Here is a 14,016-nt window from a genome sequence, read left to right as displayed (position 1 = left end):
AATTTGCGCATAACTTCATATCCTATGCGCTATATAGCAGCTATTTTATAGTAGTTGGTTCGGTTCTTCTCAGGAGTGTTCGATGGATTCGGCATTTATCAAGAGACTAGAAAACTGCCAAACACTCCCCTCTTTGCCTGTCGTTGCGATGAGGGTCATTGAAGAGGCTAAAAAAAATACCAGTGATTCAATGTTAATCGCTGATATTTTAGAAAAAGACCCTGCGCTAGCGTCAAAGATTGTCGCGCTGTCGAACTCTGCCGCCAATATGCCTCGCACCCCTATTGTGACTGTGCGCGATGCCATTACCCGTGTCGGTCTTGAAATGACCATGACACTGGCATTGAGCTTCTCTTTTGCGAAGGCGATGCACAACAGCAACCTAAACTCAATGGATCACGAAGTCTTTTGGCGACGCTGCTTGTTGTCAGCGGTTATCTGTCGAACCATAGCTCAGCAGCTTAAGCTGGAAAAACCTGAACGCTTTTTCTTAGCTGGTTTAATCCAAGATATCGGTATGTTAGCCATCAATGAGTTAGAGTCAGATCGCTATGGTGTAATTTATCACAGCGCTTCTAGCCACAATGAGTTAACACTGTTTGAGAAAGCCGAGTTTAAAACTACCCACCCTGAAGCTGGCGCTTGGCTATTGCAACATTGGGGGATGCCTGAGTTTTATGTTGAGCTGATTAAAGAGAGTCATGGAACCTGTACCGCCAAAAGCACGGCGGAAGAAAAGTGTATCTACTTCTCTGGGCGTTTTGCAGAACTGTGGGATCATGATAAACGCCATGAATTAATGAGCGAACTCATCAATCAAAGTACTCTATGCAAACTTTTCAAAGCTGAAGAGATTAATCAGCTAGTTGATCGCGTAACCGCTCAACTACCAACGATGAATCAAATCTTTGAAACGAATATCAGCACCGAGTTTACGTCTGGGAGTTTAATTGAAGAAGCTAAACAACTGCTAGTTGAGCGCAATCTCGCTTTACTACAGCAGCTTACACAGGCTCAAACAGAGGTTGCAGAAGCCAAAGCGCAACAAAAAAGCTTACAAGACCAATTGAAAAAAGATATTTTAACAGGCGTTTATAATCGCGCTTATATTGAAAATATTTCTGATAAAGCCTTCGAGAAAGTCAAAAGCGCAAATGTACCGTTAAGCGTAATGTTCTTAGATATCGACCACTTCAAACAGGTTAATGATCGTTATGGGCATCATGCAGGGGATTTGGCACTTAAACTCTTTGCCCGTATTTTAATGCAAGTCACTGGAAAAAAATCTTATGTTGGACGCTACGGTGGTGAAGAGTTTGTCGTGATTATGCCCGGACTGACCAGTGATGTAGCTTTAACTTTGGCTAATCGTATTCGGGAAATGTTAAAAGGCAATCCTGTTAAAGTGTCGGATAATGTTCGGCTAACTATTAATGCATCCATTGGCATTGCCACTCAAATGCCAGATGCAAGCAATCCATTTATATCTTCGGAAGCATTGCTAGATGCGGCAGACAAAACAATGTACAAAGCTAAAAATACAGGTCGAGATAAAGCTTTAGTTTTTCAATCAGCCTAGCAAGCTAGGCTTTAAGCTAACCTGCTGATAAATATTTGTTATTGCAGGTAAAACAGCCTCAACACTGTAATGTATTTTGATAATAGCCTGAGATTGTTTACGTATTTTTAGTTTTTCCTGATCGCCCAATGATTGCCACTGGCAGATACGGTTAGCCATCGCTTTTAAGTCCCCTTTAGGTATTAACCAGCCATTAACACCATCCCTAATCAGGGCTGGTAAATCCCCCACTGCAAAGGCACATACAGGTATACCATGCGCCATCGCTTCTAATGCAGCGAGCGGTAGCCCCTCTTCTAAAGAAGGCATCACCAGCAAATCTATTTTTGACCAGTGCTCAGCCATATTTTGCTGCCCATACCAATAGTGCTGGCTGTATTGCTTTGACAGCAACTCTTTTTCTACCCCCTCACCATAGATGTGTAACTGCTGCCCATCCAAGTATTGGCTTAGCAAACAAAAACCCTCTGCATTTTTCTCAGGACTAATACGTCCGACAAAAGCAATTTGGTTTGCAGATTGCGAGGGTCGTTCTAAAGCGTCGCGTTCAGGTAAGGTAACAAAGTTAGTAATCAGACTACCTCCATAGGCTAAACGCTGATAAATAGGCGCGCTCACAGAAATAGGATGAAACAGCTTAGAGCTTAACTCATCACATGCAACATAGATTCGTAATAAGCCTTTACCAAGGTCTCCATTATGATGTGTTGGTAGTGCATGCCACCGCCCTATAGAACAGAGTAGTTTGTTGAGCAGATTCGCTTTATAACCGTGACTATGTACTATCGCCCCTTTAGGTACGCATTTTAGCAAGGTAGAAATAGAGCCTTGTACACTTTTCACAGGGATTCCTTCAGCCAACAGCAGAGGCCAAATAGGATGATGTTGTAATCCAAAGTTATGCTTGGCTTGGCTCTGATAACAGCGCCAGAATATAACCTCTACAAGGTGATGTTGTTTTTTTAAGGCTAAAGCTAAGTTCAATACATGGCTTTCAATACCACCCATATCACGACTGTCGATAAACAGAATAATAGGCTTCATGGACAGCTCCTTTAAGAACAGAGTGCGCTTACTAAGTTTATTGCCTATAGGCTCTGCAACAGCAATGCCATTTGCATTTTGCAATGCAAATGGCGGTATTTTGAAAATCAAACCAACAACCTTTCTTAATTCTGGTCGAAAATCAACCTAACCAATTGAATTAATAGAACAAAAAATACTTGGCACATTCATTGATATCTCGTCTGTAAATCCATTTCACTCTGAAAGAAGAGGTTGGGGGCTATCATGGCTAAGTACCTTGTGACAGGTGGTTGCGGCTTTATCGGATCTCACCTTTGTGATGCACTCATCCATCAAGGGCATGATGTATTAGTGCTGGACAATCTCTCAACGGGGAAATTAGAAAATCTAAACCCCTCAGCTCAGTTATATGTCGGTGATATCAACGACAAAATGTTAACCAAAATGTTGATGTCTCAAGTTGTTGGCTGTTTCCATCTAGCCGCAATCGCCTCTGTTGTGCGCTCGAACGAAGCTTGGGGCGAGACTCATATGACGAATCAAAGTGGTACTATCAATCTATTTGAAACCAGTGCAGGGCTTGTAAAACCTGTGCCAGTTATTTATGCCTCTTCTGCCGCTGTCTATGGCGATAACGCGGCAATGCCTCTAACTGAACGCAGTGTTGTACGCCCTTTAACCGCCTATGGCGTTGATAAGCTAGCCTGTGAGCTGCAAGCCCAAGTCGCAGGAAGAATTCATAAAGTACCGACCTTAGGCTTTAGATTTTTTAATGTATTTGGCCCTCGCCAAGATCCTTCTTCGCCCTATAGTGGCGTGATTTCTATTTTTTCAAATAGAGTAGCCCAACATCAAAACATCACTATTTATGGTGATGGCAGCCAAATTCGAGATTTTGTTTACGTCCAAGATGTTGTGCGCTTTCTGTTACTAGGGATGCAGCAGGCCGATATAAAAGCACCTGTATTTAATATCTGCACAGGGAAGGCCAGTAGCATTAAGGGACTGGCTCAAACTTTATTTTCTATATTGGGTTATGAAGTTGAGATTATATATGCCGCTAAAAAAGCGGGCGATATTCAGCATTCGCTTGGCGACCCTTCTCGATTAGTACAACAATTCCAATCTTGTGCTGAGTATGATTTAGGGCAGGGGTTACTAGAAATGCTACAATCCAGTCATGCACTTTCTCATCACATATATCAACAAGCTGTTTAGGAGCCCATCATGAATATTGCAATTTTTGGCAGCGGCTATGTTGGGCTAGTGACAGGGGCTTGTCTGGCTGATGTTGGGCACAAAGTAAGCTGTATAGATATTGATAGCCATAAAATAGAGCACTTAAATCAAGGAAATATCCCGATCTATGAGCCAGGGTTAGAAGCACTTATTAACCGAAATAGACAAGAGGGTTTGCTCTCATTCACAACAGATGCGAAGCAGGCTGTGCAGCGGGCTGAGCTAATATTTATTGCTGTAGGTACACCGTCAGATCAATCTGGCCAGGCTGATCTTCGATCTGTATTCGCCGTTGCGGACAGCATTGCAGACTACATGAATAACTATAAAGTGGTGATTAGCAAATCAACTGTGCCAGTTGGTACAACAGAACAGATCAAACAGCGAATCGTTGCGCGCCAACAACACCATAATCATCTAATTGACTTTGACGTGTGCTCTAACCCTGAGTTTCTAAAGGAAGGCTCGGCCATTGAAGACTTTACTAGAGCTGCCCGCATCATTATAGGCACCGACTCTCAGCGTGTAACACAGCTGATGAGCGAGTGCTATGCTCCCTACAACCGTAATCGTAATAAATTAATGTTCTTAGATATTCGTGCGTCTGAGCTAACCAAATATGCTGCTAATGCCATGCTCGCCACTAAAATCAGCTTTATGAATGAAATAGCAAATTTAGCAGAGCACCTACAAGCAGATATCGAGCAAGTACGTCAGGGGATTGGCTCTGATCCAAGAATTGGCTTTGATTTTATTTACCCCGGTTGTGGTTATGGAGGCTCTTGTTTTCCAAAAGATGTAAGTGCACTACTCAATAGCGCCACTCTTACAGGGGTTAACCTTGAATTATTGCAGTCTGTACAGCGTGTAAATGAGCGTCAAAAGCACTTGTTATTCGACAAGCTTAACCAAGTTTTTAACGGTCAATGGCATAATAAAACCATAGCCATTTGGGGCTTAGCTTTTAAACCCAATACAGACGACATGCGTGAAGCGCCTAGCCGCATTCTAATGGAAGCCATATGGCAAGCTGGTGGGCGGGTACAGGCTTTTGACCCTATTGCAATGCCCGAATGTAAAAAGCTGTATAGCGATGAGTCTAAACTGACACTATGTGAACAGCGTGATGCTTGTGTTGACAACGCAGATGCACTAGTGATTTGCACCGAATGGAAAGCATTTCGCACAGTCGATTTTGAGTGGTTAAAGCAGCAGCTTAAAACACCAGTTGTAGTCGATGGCCGTAATCTGTTCGAGCCTAAAAGAGTACAGCAAGCAGGGCTACTGTATTATGCCGTAGGTCGTGGCAATTCAGTATACGCAAGCTAAGAATATCGCCTAAGACTGCGCAGGAGGAGGCTTAACCCTCCTCCTATTTAAACTGTACGGATCATTACGATAAGTGGTTAACAGCAGATTTATCAGGAGTGATATACGTGAGCTTACCCGCAACATAATTGAGTAACACACCATACATTGGGATAAATAAGCCTAAGCTAATCAGTAACTTAAAACCATAATCTACCATTGCAATTTCTACCCAATGTTCTGCCATAAAGGCGTCAGGACTTTGATAAAAAGCAATGCCGAAAAAAGCCAATGTATCTAAAGCATTACCCATTAACGTTGAAAGCGTAGGTGCCAGCCACCACTGCTTACTCGTTCTGAACTGGTTAAAAACCTGCACATCTAAAATCTGCCCTAACAAATATGCCATAAAACTAGCAATGGCAATGCGAGCAACGAATAGATTAAGGTTCATCAACTGATCGAACCCTTGATAACTACCTTGATAAAAAAGCACTGAGAGCACATAAGAAACAAACAGAGCTGGAAGCATCACCCTGAAGATAATACGTCTCGCAAGCGCCGCACCGTATATGCGCACCGTTAGATCAGTTGCTAAAAAGATGAAAGGAAAACTGAATGCCCCCCAAGTGGTGTGTAACCCCGCCACCGTAAAGGGGAGTTGTACCAAATAATTACTGGAGCTAATAATCAGAAGGTGGAATAACACCAAGAAAGTTAAAGCATTGCGCTGCTGCGCAGAGGAATACGAGTTCATCTGTAATACCTTTTTTATTAATTGGGGTGAGGGAACCCAAAGTTATATTTCAGCCTAGCTGAGTCCATTAACTGAAAGCTTACGAACTCAGAGGCCAAATATTGTACAGCATAGATTTCAACATCTATAGACTAAAGTCTCTAAAAAGCTGAGAAATAATCTGATATCTACTTTTTACCTTTCTTTTTTGGTGCATCAGGGGTTAAGCGCTCTCGAGCTGCTGCCGCTAGATCTTGATTTTGGGTGCGCTCTAATGCAGGTAAACGGTGATGTAGTGCAGTCTTTGCAATCATATTGGCACTGACAGGTGCCGTGATAAATAAAAACAGCGCAATCAGCAGCTCATGAATACTTAAGGTCGAATTCTGCCAGCTGAATAAAAGCATCGAAGCAATAAGCAAACCAGCCAGACCAAGGGTTGTCGCTTTAGTCGGCGCGTGTAAGCGTGTATAAATGTCGGGCAGACGTGCTAGACCAATAGAGCCTACTAGCAGAAAAACACCGCCAACAAGTAAAAATACAGAAACAATCAATTCTAACCAAAATGGCATAACTCACCTTTTTTGACCTGTTTTAGGGCGTTACTCAATAATGTCGCCACGTAAAATATATTTACATAGAGCTGAAGTACTGACGAAACCTAACATGGCAATTAGCAGCGCTGCCTCAAAGTAGAGGTTGCCGCCAGAGTAAATGCCATATAAAAGAATTAAAGCAATACTGTTAATGTAAAGCGTGTCTAATGCCAAAATTCGATCCGACACAGAAGGGCCTATCAATAAACGCCACAAGTTTAAAAACAATGCGACACAGATCATAAAACTGACGATTAAGATCACTTTGTCTAGCATCCTAAGATCTCCAACAGTGGCTTCTCATAACGTTGTTTGATGCTATCAATTAGCGCCTGTTCGTTTTCAAGATGAAGGGCGTGAATATAAAGCCACTTTTTATCTTCAGAGACCTCAGCACTCACAGTACCTGGAGTTAACGATACAGTACTCGCCAATAAGGTGATGCCAAGATCAGAACTAATATCTAAATACACTGCAATAAAGCCCGGCTGCAACTTTGCCATAGGTCCTATAACTTTTAATGCCACTTCAAAGTTAGCCGTTACAATATCCATTATCACCATCAAACTATAGCGTACTGCTAGCCAAGGTTTTCGTATGGGAGGGTGTGCGCTTTGCAGCCCTGCCAGCAACCAAGGAATTGTAATCGACAGTATGAGCGCTAGAAAAATATGACCCGCAGCTAAAGTGTTATTCATCAACAGCCATACAACAAATAGCAAAACGCTATGTATTGGCATTGGAAAGAACTTAAAACCAGTTGGCGTCGCCATTATTGTGCTCCTTGTGCTGGAGAACCCGATACAGGCGGTAACAGCCCATAAACAGACTGATCAATATCATGTAATTGCTGTGCAGCACTTGCCGTAAGAGCCGTCATATCCCCACCAAACACCACCAATAATGGCGATGCCAGTAACAGCCAAACAATAGCGGCGATTTGTAATGGATGTGCGGCAGTTACTGGGTTCGACTGATTTGGCTTTAATTGGTAGTGAGCAGGAGGATAGTTTGTACGCCAGAACAGAGTGGTACCTGCACGAGATAATGCAATTAGTGCAGAAAGACCACTGCCCAACAACACAGTCCAAACCCAAAGGGTTGTGGTTTGCCCTGCGGTAGCTTGCAGCAACATAACCTTGCCAACAAAACCAGATAATGGAGGCAAACCAATTAACGCAAGTGCTGAAATAAAGAAAAAACTGCCTAATAGTTTTGGCTGAAGTACAGATCTGGCTTTTACAAAGCGGTCTTCTGCTTTACCACGCTGAATGCTAATAAGGTCTGCCAGCAAGAATAGCGCGCCTGCTGCTAGCGTACTATGAATAAGATAGTAAAGCGCAGCACCTGTTGCCTCAGCTGTTTGTAGAGCTACAGCAATAAGTAACGTACCGGCAGAAACTACAACTAAATTGGCTGCTAGCAAGCGTAAACTACGGCTGGCAAGCAAACCCAAAGTACCCGCAGAAACAGTGAGTACCGCAAGCGGCCACAACCAAGGTTGGGCAATATTGGCTAAGTCACCCGCATGATCACCAAAAATCACTGTATGTACCCGTAGCAGACTATAAATACCCACTTTGGTCATAATGGCAAAAAGTGCCGCTACAGGGGCGCTTGCTGATGCATAGGTGCGAGGCAGCCAAAAATGTAATGGTAGTAGTGCTGCTTTCAAGCCAAAAACCAACATCAACAGCAAACCACCGATCTTAGCTAGAATCGCTTCGCCACCATGCAGCTGGGCAATCTTAACCGCCATATCTGCAATGTTCAGTGTACCGACTGTGCCGTATAAGATGCCTAAGCCAAACAAAAATAAGCTAGAGCCTATTAAGTTTAAAATGACATAGTGCAACGCAGACTGTGTTTTCTGCTTACCACCGCCATGCACAAGTAGTGCATAAGAAGCAATTAGTAGCACTTCAAAGAAAACAAACAGGTTAAAAATATCCCCTGTTAAAAATGCACCATTAATCCCCAGCACCTGAAACATAAATAGCGGGTGAAAATACATCCCCGTTTGGTCGCTACCTGCACACGCATAAAGCAAAGCTGCAAAAGCCAAAACAGCTGTCAGTAGCACTAGCAAACTAGACAGTTGGTCAGCCACCAGCACAATACCAAACGGAGGATGCCAGTTACCCAAAACATACATCTGTGTACCAGTATCATGGGTTGTCAGCAATAATTTTACGCTGAGCGCCAACAACACAAACATAGTCACTAAAGTAGCAACTCTTTGACGCTTAATATTGTTTGCTAAAGGGGGAAGCAATAAAAGCGCCCCCATTAAAAGTGGTAATAAAAGCGGTAAAATAGGCAGGTGAGCCATTAATTTTTCTCCTGCTTATTGTTGTTATTTGGTGTTTCTGGGAAGCGGCCATCCACATGATCATTACCAAGATCTGCTCGGGCACGCATCGCTAATATCACCAGGAATGCAGTCATCGCAAAACCAATCACAATTGCCGTAAGTACTAACGCTTGAGGTAAAGGGTCAGCATATTGCTCTGATTGTCCCAAAACAGCAGCACCATTGAGTTTGAGTCGCCCGCTGGCAAACAAAAACAAATTCACGGCATAAGACAAAAGCGTTAAACCGAGTACAACTGCAAAAGTACGGGCGCGCAGCAAAAGATAGACACCACAGGTGGTCATAATGCCCACGCAGAAGGCATAAAGGGCTTCCATTATTCTTGCTCCATATCAGTTGCTCTATGTACAGTCGTGAGTTTACCCAAATTAGCCAATATCAGCAGTGTTGCGCCAATAACAGTGAGGTATACCCCAAGATCAAATAGCATGGCACTAGCTAACTCGAACTCACCTAAAATTGGCAAATGGAAGTGATCAAACCAAGAAGTTAAGAATGGTCGATCAAAGAGCCAACTACCTAAACCTGTCAGTGTAGCAATCAAAATACCGCTACCGATAAGCCACTGATAGTTCAGTTTCATTCTTGGTTTAACCCATTCCACACCATGAGCGATATATTGCTGAATGATCGCAACAGAGGTAATCAAACCTGCAATAAAGCCCCCACCGGGCATGTTGTGACCGCGCAAGAAGATATAGACCGACACCAATAGCGCTAATGGCAGCAAGCTCTGTGAAATAACCGATAGCAGCAATGGATGGCGATCATTAGCCCATAGACGACCAGTTTCGTCACTTACAGGCATATACAAGCGCATACGACTAATCAGTTTGAAAATACCTAGCGCCGCAATACCTAACACCGTGATTTCACCCAAAGTATCAAAACCACGGAAGTCAACCAAGATCACGTTCACCACATTGGTACCGCCGCCCCCCGTTTTACTATGCAGTAAGAAGTAGTCAGAAATAGTACTCAAAGGGCGAGTGAGTAAGGCATAACAGATAGTACCAATCACACCACCAATCATGGACGATAGCGCCAAATCTCGAATAATGCGACGAGGACTGGAATCTTCAGGTGTTTTTTGCGGCAAGAAAAACAGCGCCAACATCAACAGGATGACAGTCACAACCTCTACGGAAAGCTGTGTCAAGGCCAGATCCGGTGCGGAATAACGTGCAAATATCAGCGAAACAATCAAACCTACAATAGAGAGTGCCAACAGTGCAGCCATACGCTGATGGTGCCAAATTACAGTTACTAGTGCTCCCACCGTTAGTAGTATCGCACCTGTTATAGAAATAGCATCAATAGGTAGCTCAGGTCTTAAGCCTGCCGTTGCACTAAGATCTAACAAGGGGCCTGCCATTAAAATGGTGGCAAAAAATAGCATCAGATAGCTATAACGCTGTAGAGAATGGTTCTCAAATAACTCAACTGTGCGCTGAGCATGACGAACCAAACGTTGAATCAAGGCCTCAAATACCAACTTCGCATCCATATCAGGAAATTGAGACTGGAATCTAAATAAGACGTGGCGATTGTAATATAAAGTTAAGCCACCCAGCATAGCCAGAAAGCTCATCATTAGCGGAAAGTTAAAACCGTGCCAAATTGACAGACTGTAGCTGGGCACTTCTGCTTGTAAGGCCGCTGCCGAAGCAAAATAAAGCAAGTCACCCACAATGAAATTAGGCATCATGCCAACCAAAAGACACAGCGCCACCAGAATTTCAACCGGAACCTTCATGTAGCGAGGCGGTTCGTGAGGGGTTTTTGGTAAATTAATCGGCTCTCCATTGAAAAACACGTCATGGATAAAGCGTGTCGAATAAGCAACAGAAAAAACTGCACCTAAGGTTGCTAATACCGGAATCATCCAAGAAAGCGAACCTAAAGAGCCTTGATACAAGGTTTCAGTGAAAAACATCTCTTTAGACAAGAAACCATTAAGCAACGGAACGCCCGCCATAGAGGCTGCCGCCACCATCGCCAATGTTGCGGTATAGGGCATATATTTCCAAAGCCCATTAAGCTGGCGCATATCCCTTGTACCTGACTCATGGTCAATGATGCCTGTCGCCATAAATAATGATGCTTTAAAGATCGCATGATTAATAATGTGGAAAATTGCCGCAACGGTAGCTAAAGGTGAATCCATTCCCAGTAGAAGCGTGATCAAACCTAAATGACTAATCGTTGAGTAGGCTAGCAAACCCTTTAAATCATGTTTAAACAGTGCAATATAAGCACCCAACAGCAAAGTCGTAAGACCTGTTAAACTAACGGTTAGGAACCAAAGCTCTGTACCTGACAATACCGGAAAAAAGCGCACCAATAGGAATATGCCCGCTTTTACCATTGTTGCAGAGTGCAAATAAGCACTTACTGGGGTGGGTGCCGCCATTGCATGAGGCAACCAAAAATGAAACGGAAACTGTGCTGATTTTGTAAATGCACCTAGCAGTACTAAAGCCAAAACCACAGGATATAGACTATGCTCGCGAAGCAGGTCACCGCTGCCTAATACCAAATCAAGGTTATAACTACCAACGATATCACCTATCAGCAGCAGGCCAGCTAATAAAGCCAAACCACCTGCGCCTGTGACAGTAAGCGCCATCCGCGCGCCTTTACGAGCCTCAGACTTATGCCCCCAAAAACTAATCAGTAAGAAAGAGCTGACACTGGTCAACTCCCAGAACATCCATAACTGAATCAGGTTATTAGACAATACAATGCCCAGCATCGCAGTCATGAAGAGAATAAGATAAGCGTAAAAGCGCCCTATAGACTCTTGTTCAGATAAGTAGTAGCGCGCATACAGTATCACCAGCAAGCCAATGCCAATGATCAATATAGAGAATAAAAGCGATAGACCGTCCAAGCGAAAAGCCAGCTCAAGACCCATTACAGGAATCCAACCCATCGTTTGTCGAAGCGATTCTGAATGAAAAACAGCTTCTGCGCTTTGCAACACCAGCAACAATGCCAGTGCAGGTGCGATAGATGTGAGTAACGCACATAGATTACGATTCAGCTTTTCGGTTAACAACGGCACAAATGTGCCAAGTAAAGTTAACAGCGGAATCCAGAATAAGTATTCAGACAAGCGAATATCCTCTTTCAGTAATTGCTTTTAATCTAATATGAAGATTTTGCAAATAAAGACTGTCATTAGGCTTTCAGATGCTAGATTAGTTCAGTTAATCCATTGTTAACAGAGAATTTTTACATCAAATCAGACCGTCTTCTAGATTTATAAGAAAACCAAAAGTAGAGTAATTGACCTAGATCACACTACCTATATTATCAGAGATAGAACCCGAAATATCTATATTGTATTTTATATGAATGTTTGTTTAGAATCAGCAAGTCTCATAGGATGAGCAAATATCGCGCCAGAGGGATGGTGCCTGTAAGTACAAAAAATCTGCAAAAGACAGTTGTTAGCTAAGTCATTGTAACCAAGTGACCCTTGCGCTTTCTTTTGATGCTTTAGCCTGCGCTAAAACTGCCATGCTTTAAAAAGACAAACTTTTTGTACGAGACAGGATCATTTAGCCTATGCAAAGGGTACTCTCGCGTGAATGTTATAAATCAAGATAAAACCGAACAACTTGGACGTTTTTTTGCCTTTGCCCGCCAACCTATATTGTCGCGCCATTCTGAAATTGTCGCTTATGAGTTGCTATATAGAGATCATCCAGAGCAACAAAGCAGCCACTTCTCTAATCCATTGTTAGCAACGGCCAATGTGGTTGTGTCAGGCCTCATTGAACAAGGTATACAGCTTTATGCTAACAACAGCGACTGCTATATCAACATTCCAGCTGAAGCTTTACCGTTAGCTGCAGAATGGATTGCGCCCAAAGAGCGAATTGTACTAGAGATATTAGAAGACGTACCTGCCAGTACTGATAATATTGCGCATATTATACAGCTGAAAGAACAAGGCTATCGCATAGCATTAGATGACTTCATATTGAATGACAACACTAAAGCACTGCTCCCCTTCGCCGATATTATTAAGATAGACCTATTGGCAATGGATATGCCCACAATTGCAACACACTGGGCAGAGCTGAAAAGCTATGGTGCAATAATGTTGGCAGAGAAAGTTGAAACCTTCGAACAGTGGCAGTCTTGTGTTAGGCAGGGCTTTGACCTATTTCAAGGTTACTTCTTCTCTAAACCTGAAAATATTAACGGCAAAACTTTCCACTCATCACAAGCTCAAATTTTCCAACTGCTCCACCAAGTTTGTGATCCAAATGTCAGCATTAACCAACTTGAGCAAGTCATTAAGCAGGATCCCATCCTTTATTTCCGATTGATGCGTTATGCATCTAACCTGTGTTTGAAAAAAGAAATAAAATTACAATCAGTAAAACAAGCAGTTATGATGATCGGCTTAACTCGTTTGAAAGCTTTTTTAATGTTATTGTCTGTCACTCGTATGGCCTCTCAATCTGATGCCGCAATTGGACAGATGTTCATAGTTGCAAGCATGACCGAGTCAGCCGCGGCTGATATTGACCAACTGGAAGCAGACACAGGCTTTCTAGTAGGCGTTTTATATTCCATTGCAAATGCCATGGGGAAGTCACTTGCAGGGTTGCTTGATGAACTGAAGCTTTCAACCGACATTATGAACAGTTTATTTTCCAAGCCAAATAACCCAGGCGCTTTAAGCTACCAAGCCCTAGCACAATGTGCCGATCGTTTCAGCCGTCAAACTTGCTTTATGTGCACAGACTGTGGCGCACGAAGAAATCGAATGCAGCACCATTATCAAAATGCGATCCAATGGAGTGATCGTTTGATTAACACCTTTACTACACGGGATGATAGCGTGGTACAAAGCGAAGCATTGGGCTGATCTAATCACTTATGAGACAACGGATTCCGGTCAGTGACCTACGAGTAGGAATGCGAGTGGTTGAGCTAGATATCAGCTGGCTTAAATCACCTTTTTGGCGGCATGCATTTACAATTCAAACGCAGAATGAAATTACACTGTTAAGACAGCACTGCCAGCATGTTGAAATTAGTGTCAGCACCAAGATCAAAGGTGCTAAGAGCGCTAAACAGTTACCCAGTTCAACGCAAGGAAATAGCACCCAGAAAGCTGTAGACGTGCCACAGCAAG

At 43.1% G+C, this 14,016-nt stretch carries 13 protein-coding genes; 5 read left to right on the top strand and 8 right to left on the bottom strand.

Annotated features, from left to right (window positions below; translation table 11 throughout):
- Positions 1 to 82: 82 nt before the first annotated feature.
- Positions 83 to 1,579 carry a sensor domain-containing diguanylate cyclase gene (locus tag B5D26_RS06435; RefSeq protein WP_078744915.1) on the top strand — a complete coding sequence of 499 codons (1,497 nt, stop codon included), beginning with the start codon at positions 83 to 85 and terminating at the stop codon, positions 1,577 to 1,579.
- On the opposite strand, the gene B5D26_RS06430 is transcribed toward B5D26_RS06435, so the two are convergent.
- Positions 1,571 to 2,623, bottom strand: coding sequence for a glycosyltransferase family 4 protein (locus B5D26_RS06430; RefSeq protein WP_139776655.1), 1,053 nt, complete (start codon positions 2,621 to 2,623; stop codon positions 1,571 to 1,573). The two genes, B5D26_RS06435 and B5D26_RS06430, sit on opposite strands and share 9 nt — an antisense overlap.
- Positions 2,624 to 2,869: 246 nt before the next feature.
- Here B5D26_RS06430 and B5D26_RS06425 point away from each other — a divergent pair, with 246 nt between their 5' ends.
- Together B5D26_RS06425 and B5D26_RS06420 are read left to right on the top strand one after the other, a co-directional pair.
- Complete coding sequence (locus tag B5D26_RS06425) at positions 2,870 to 3,823, top strand: NAD-dependent epimerase/dehydratase family protein (protein ID WP_078744913.1); 954 nt, start codon at positions 2,870 to 2,872, stop codon at positions 3,821 to 3,823.
- 9 nt (positions 3,824 to 3,832) lie between these two features.
- On the top strand, positions 3,833 to 5,173 hold the full coding sequence (locus B5D26_RS06420; RefSeq protein ID WP_078744912.1) for a UDP-glucose dehydrogenase family protein: 1,341 nt from the start codon (positions 3,833 to 3,835) through the stop codon (positions 5,171 to 5,173).
- A gap of 64 nt (positions 5,174 to 5,237) precedes the next feature.
- Here the strand turns inward: B5D26_RS06420 and B5D26_RS06415 are convergent, their stop codons facing one another.
- From B5D26_RS06415 to B5D26_RS06385, 7 genes are all read right to left on the bottom strand, one after another.
- Positions 5,238 to 5,909: a 7-cyano-7-deazaguanine/7-aminomethyl-7-deazaguanine transporter gene (locus B5D26_RS06415; protein ID WP_078744911.1), complete on the bottom strand. Its 672-nt coding sequence runs from the start codon at positions 5,907 to 5,909 to the stop codon at positions 5,238 to 5,240.
- A gap of 167 nt (positions 5,910 to 6,076) precedes the next feature.
- Positions 6,077 to 6,460, bottom strand: coding sequence for a Na+/H+ antiporter subunit G (locus tag B5D26_RS06410; protein WP_078744910.1), 384 nt, complete (start codon positions 6,458 to 6,460; stop codon positions 6,077 to 6,079).
- A 30-nt stretch (positions 6,461 to 6,490) separates the two neighbouring features.
- A complete protein-coding gene (locus B5D26_RS06405) occupies positions 6,491 to 6,760 on the bottom strand; it encodes a K+/H+ antiporter subunit F (RefSeq protein ID WP_078744909.1) in 270 nt (89 codons plus the stop codon).
- Positions 6,754 to 7,257, bottom strand: a complete 504-nt coding sequence (locus B5D26_RS06400) for a Na+/H+ antiporter subunit E (RefSeq protein ID WP_078744908.1) — start codon at positions 7,255 to 7,257, stop codon at positions 6,754 to 6,756. Before B5D26_RS06400 ends, B5D26_RS06405 begins: the two co-directional genes overlap by 7 nt.
- The gene (locus tag B5D26_RS06395; RefSeq protein ID WP_078744907.1) at positions 7,257 to 8,816 is read right to left on the bottom strand and encodes a monovalent cation/H+ antiporter subunit D; all 1,560 of its coding nucleotides are present in this window, start codon (positions 8,814 to 8,816) and stop codon (positions 7,257 to 7,259) included. The genes B5D26_RS06400 and B5D26_RS06395 overlap by 1 nt, the downstream gene beginning before the upstream one ends.
- Positions 8,816 to 9,175 carry a Na+/H+ antiporter subunit C gene (locus B5D26_RS06390; protein ID WP_078744906.1) on the bottom strand — a complete coding sequence of 120 codons (360 nt, stop codon included), beginning with the start codon at positions 9,173 to 9,175 and terminating at the stop codon, positions 8,816 to 8,818. Before B5D26_RS06390 ends, B5D26_RS06395 begins: the two co-directional genes overlap by 1 nt.
- Complete coding sequence (locus B5D26_RS06385) at positions 9,175 to 11,976, bottom strand: monovalent cation/H+ antiporter subunit A (protein WP_078744905.1); 2,802 nt, start codon at positions 11,974 to 11,976, stop codon at positions 9,175 to 9,177. Before B5D26_RS06385 ends, B5D26_RS06390 begins: the two co-directional genes overlap by 1 nt.
- 474 nt (positions 11,977 to 12,450) lie before the next feature.
- On the opposite strand from B5D26_RS06385, the gene B5D26_RS06380 reads away from it, so the two are divergent.
- On the top strand, positions 12,451 to 13,746 hold the full coding sequence (locus B5D26_RS06380; RefSeq protein WP_143833101.1) for an EAL and HDOD domain-containing protein: 1,296 nt from the start codon (positions 12,451 to 12,453) through the stop codon (positions 13,744 to 13,746).
- Between the two features lie 11 nt (positions 13,747 to 13,757).
- On the top strand, positions 13,758 to 14,016 hold a 259-nt coding region (locus tag B5D26_RS06375), incomplete at its 3' end, for a DUF3391 domain-containing protein (RefSeq protein ID WP_143833100.1).

The organism is Oceanospirillum multiglobuliferum (assembly GCF_900167095.1).
Lineage (GTDB): Bacteria > Pseudomonadota > Gammaproteobacteria > Pseudomonadales > Halomonadaceae > Oceanospirillum > Oceanospirillum multiglobuliferum.
Note: the sequence above shows the minus strand (reverse complement) of the source record. Positions and strands in the feature narration are given on the sequence as shown.

Coding starts and splice junctions, on each gene's coding strand:
- B5D26_RS06410 (WP_078744910.1), bottom strand. CDS start 6,460: ATGCCATTTTGGTTAGAATTGATTGTTTCTGTATTTTTACTTGTTGGC.
- B5D26_RS06415 (WP_078744911.1), bottom strand. CDS start 5,909: ATGAACTCGTATTCCTCTGCGCAGCAGCGCAATGCTTTAACTTTCTTG.
- B5D26_RS06425 (WP_078744913.1), top strand. CDS start 2,870: ATGGCTAAGTACCTTGTGACAGGTGGTTGCGGCTTTATCGGATCTCAC.
- B5D26_RS06435 (WP_078744915.1), top strand. CDS start 83: ATGGATTCGGCATTTATCAAGAGACTAGAAAACTGCCAAACACTCCCC.
- B5D26_RS06390 (WP_078744906.1), bottom strand. CDS start 9,175: ATGGAAGCCCTTTATGCCTTCTGCGTGGGCATTATGACCACCTGTGGT.
- B5D26_RS06420 (WP_078744912.1), top strand. CDS start 3,833: ATGAATATTGCAATTTTTGGCAGCGGCTATGTTGGGCTAGTGACAGGG.
- B5D26_RS06405 (WP_078744909.1), bottom strand. CDS start 6,760: ATGCTAGACAAAGTGATCTTAATCGTCAGTTTTATGATCTGTGTCGCA.
- B5D26_RS06395 (WP_078744907.1), bottom strand. CDS start 8,816: ATGGCTCACCTGCCTATTTTACCGCTTTTATTACCACTTTTAATGGGG.
- B5D26_RS06430 (WP_139776655.1), bottom strand. CDS start 2,623: ATGAAGCCTATTATTCTGTTTATCGACAGTCGTGATATGGGTGGTATT.
- B5D26_RS06400 (WP_078744908.1), bottom strand. CDS start 7,257: ATGGCGACGCCAACTGGTTTTAAGTTCTTTCCAATGCCAATACATAGC.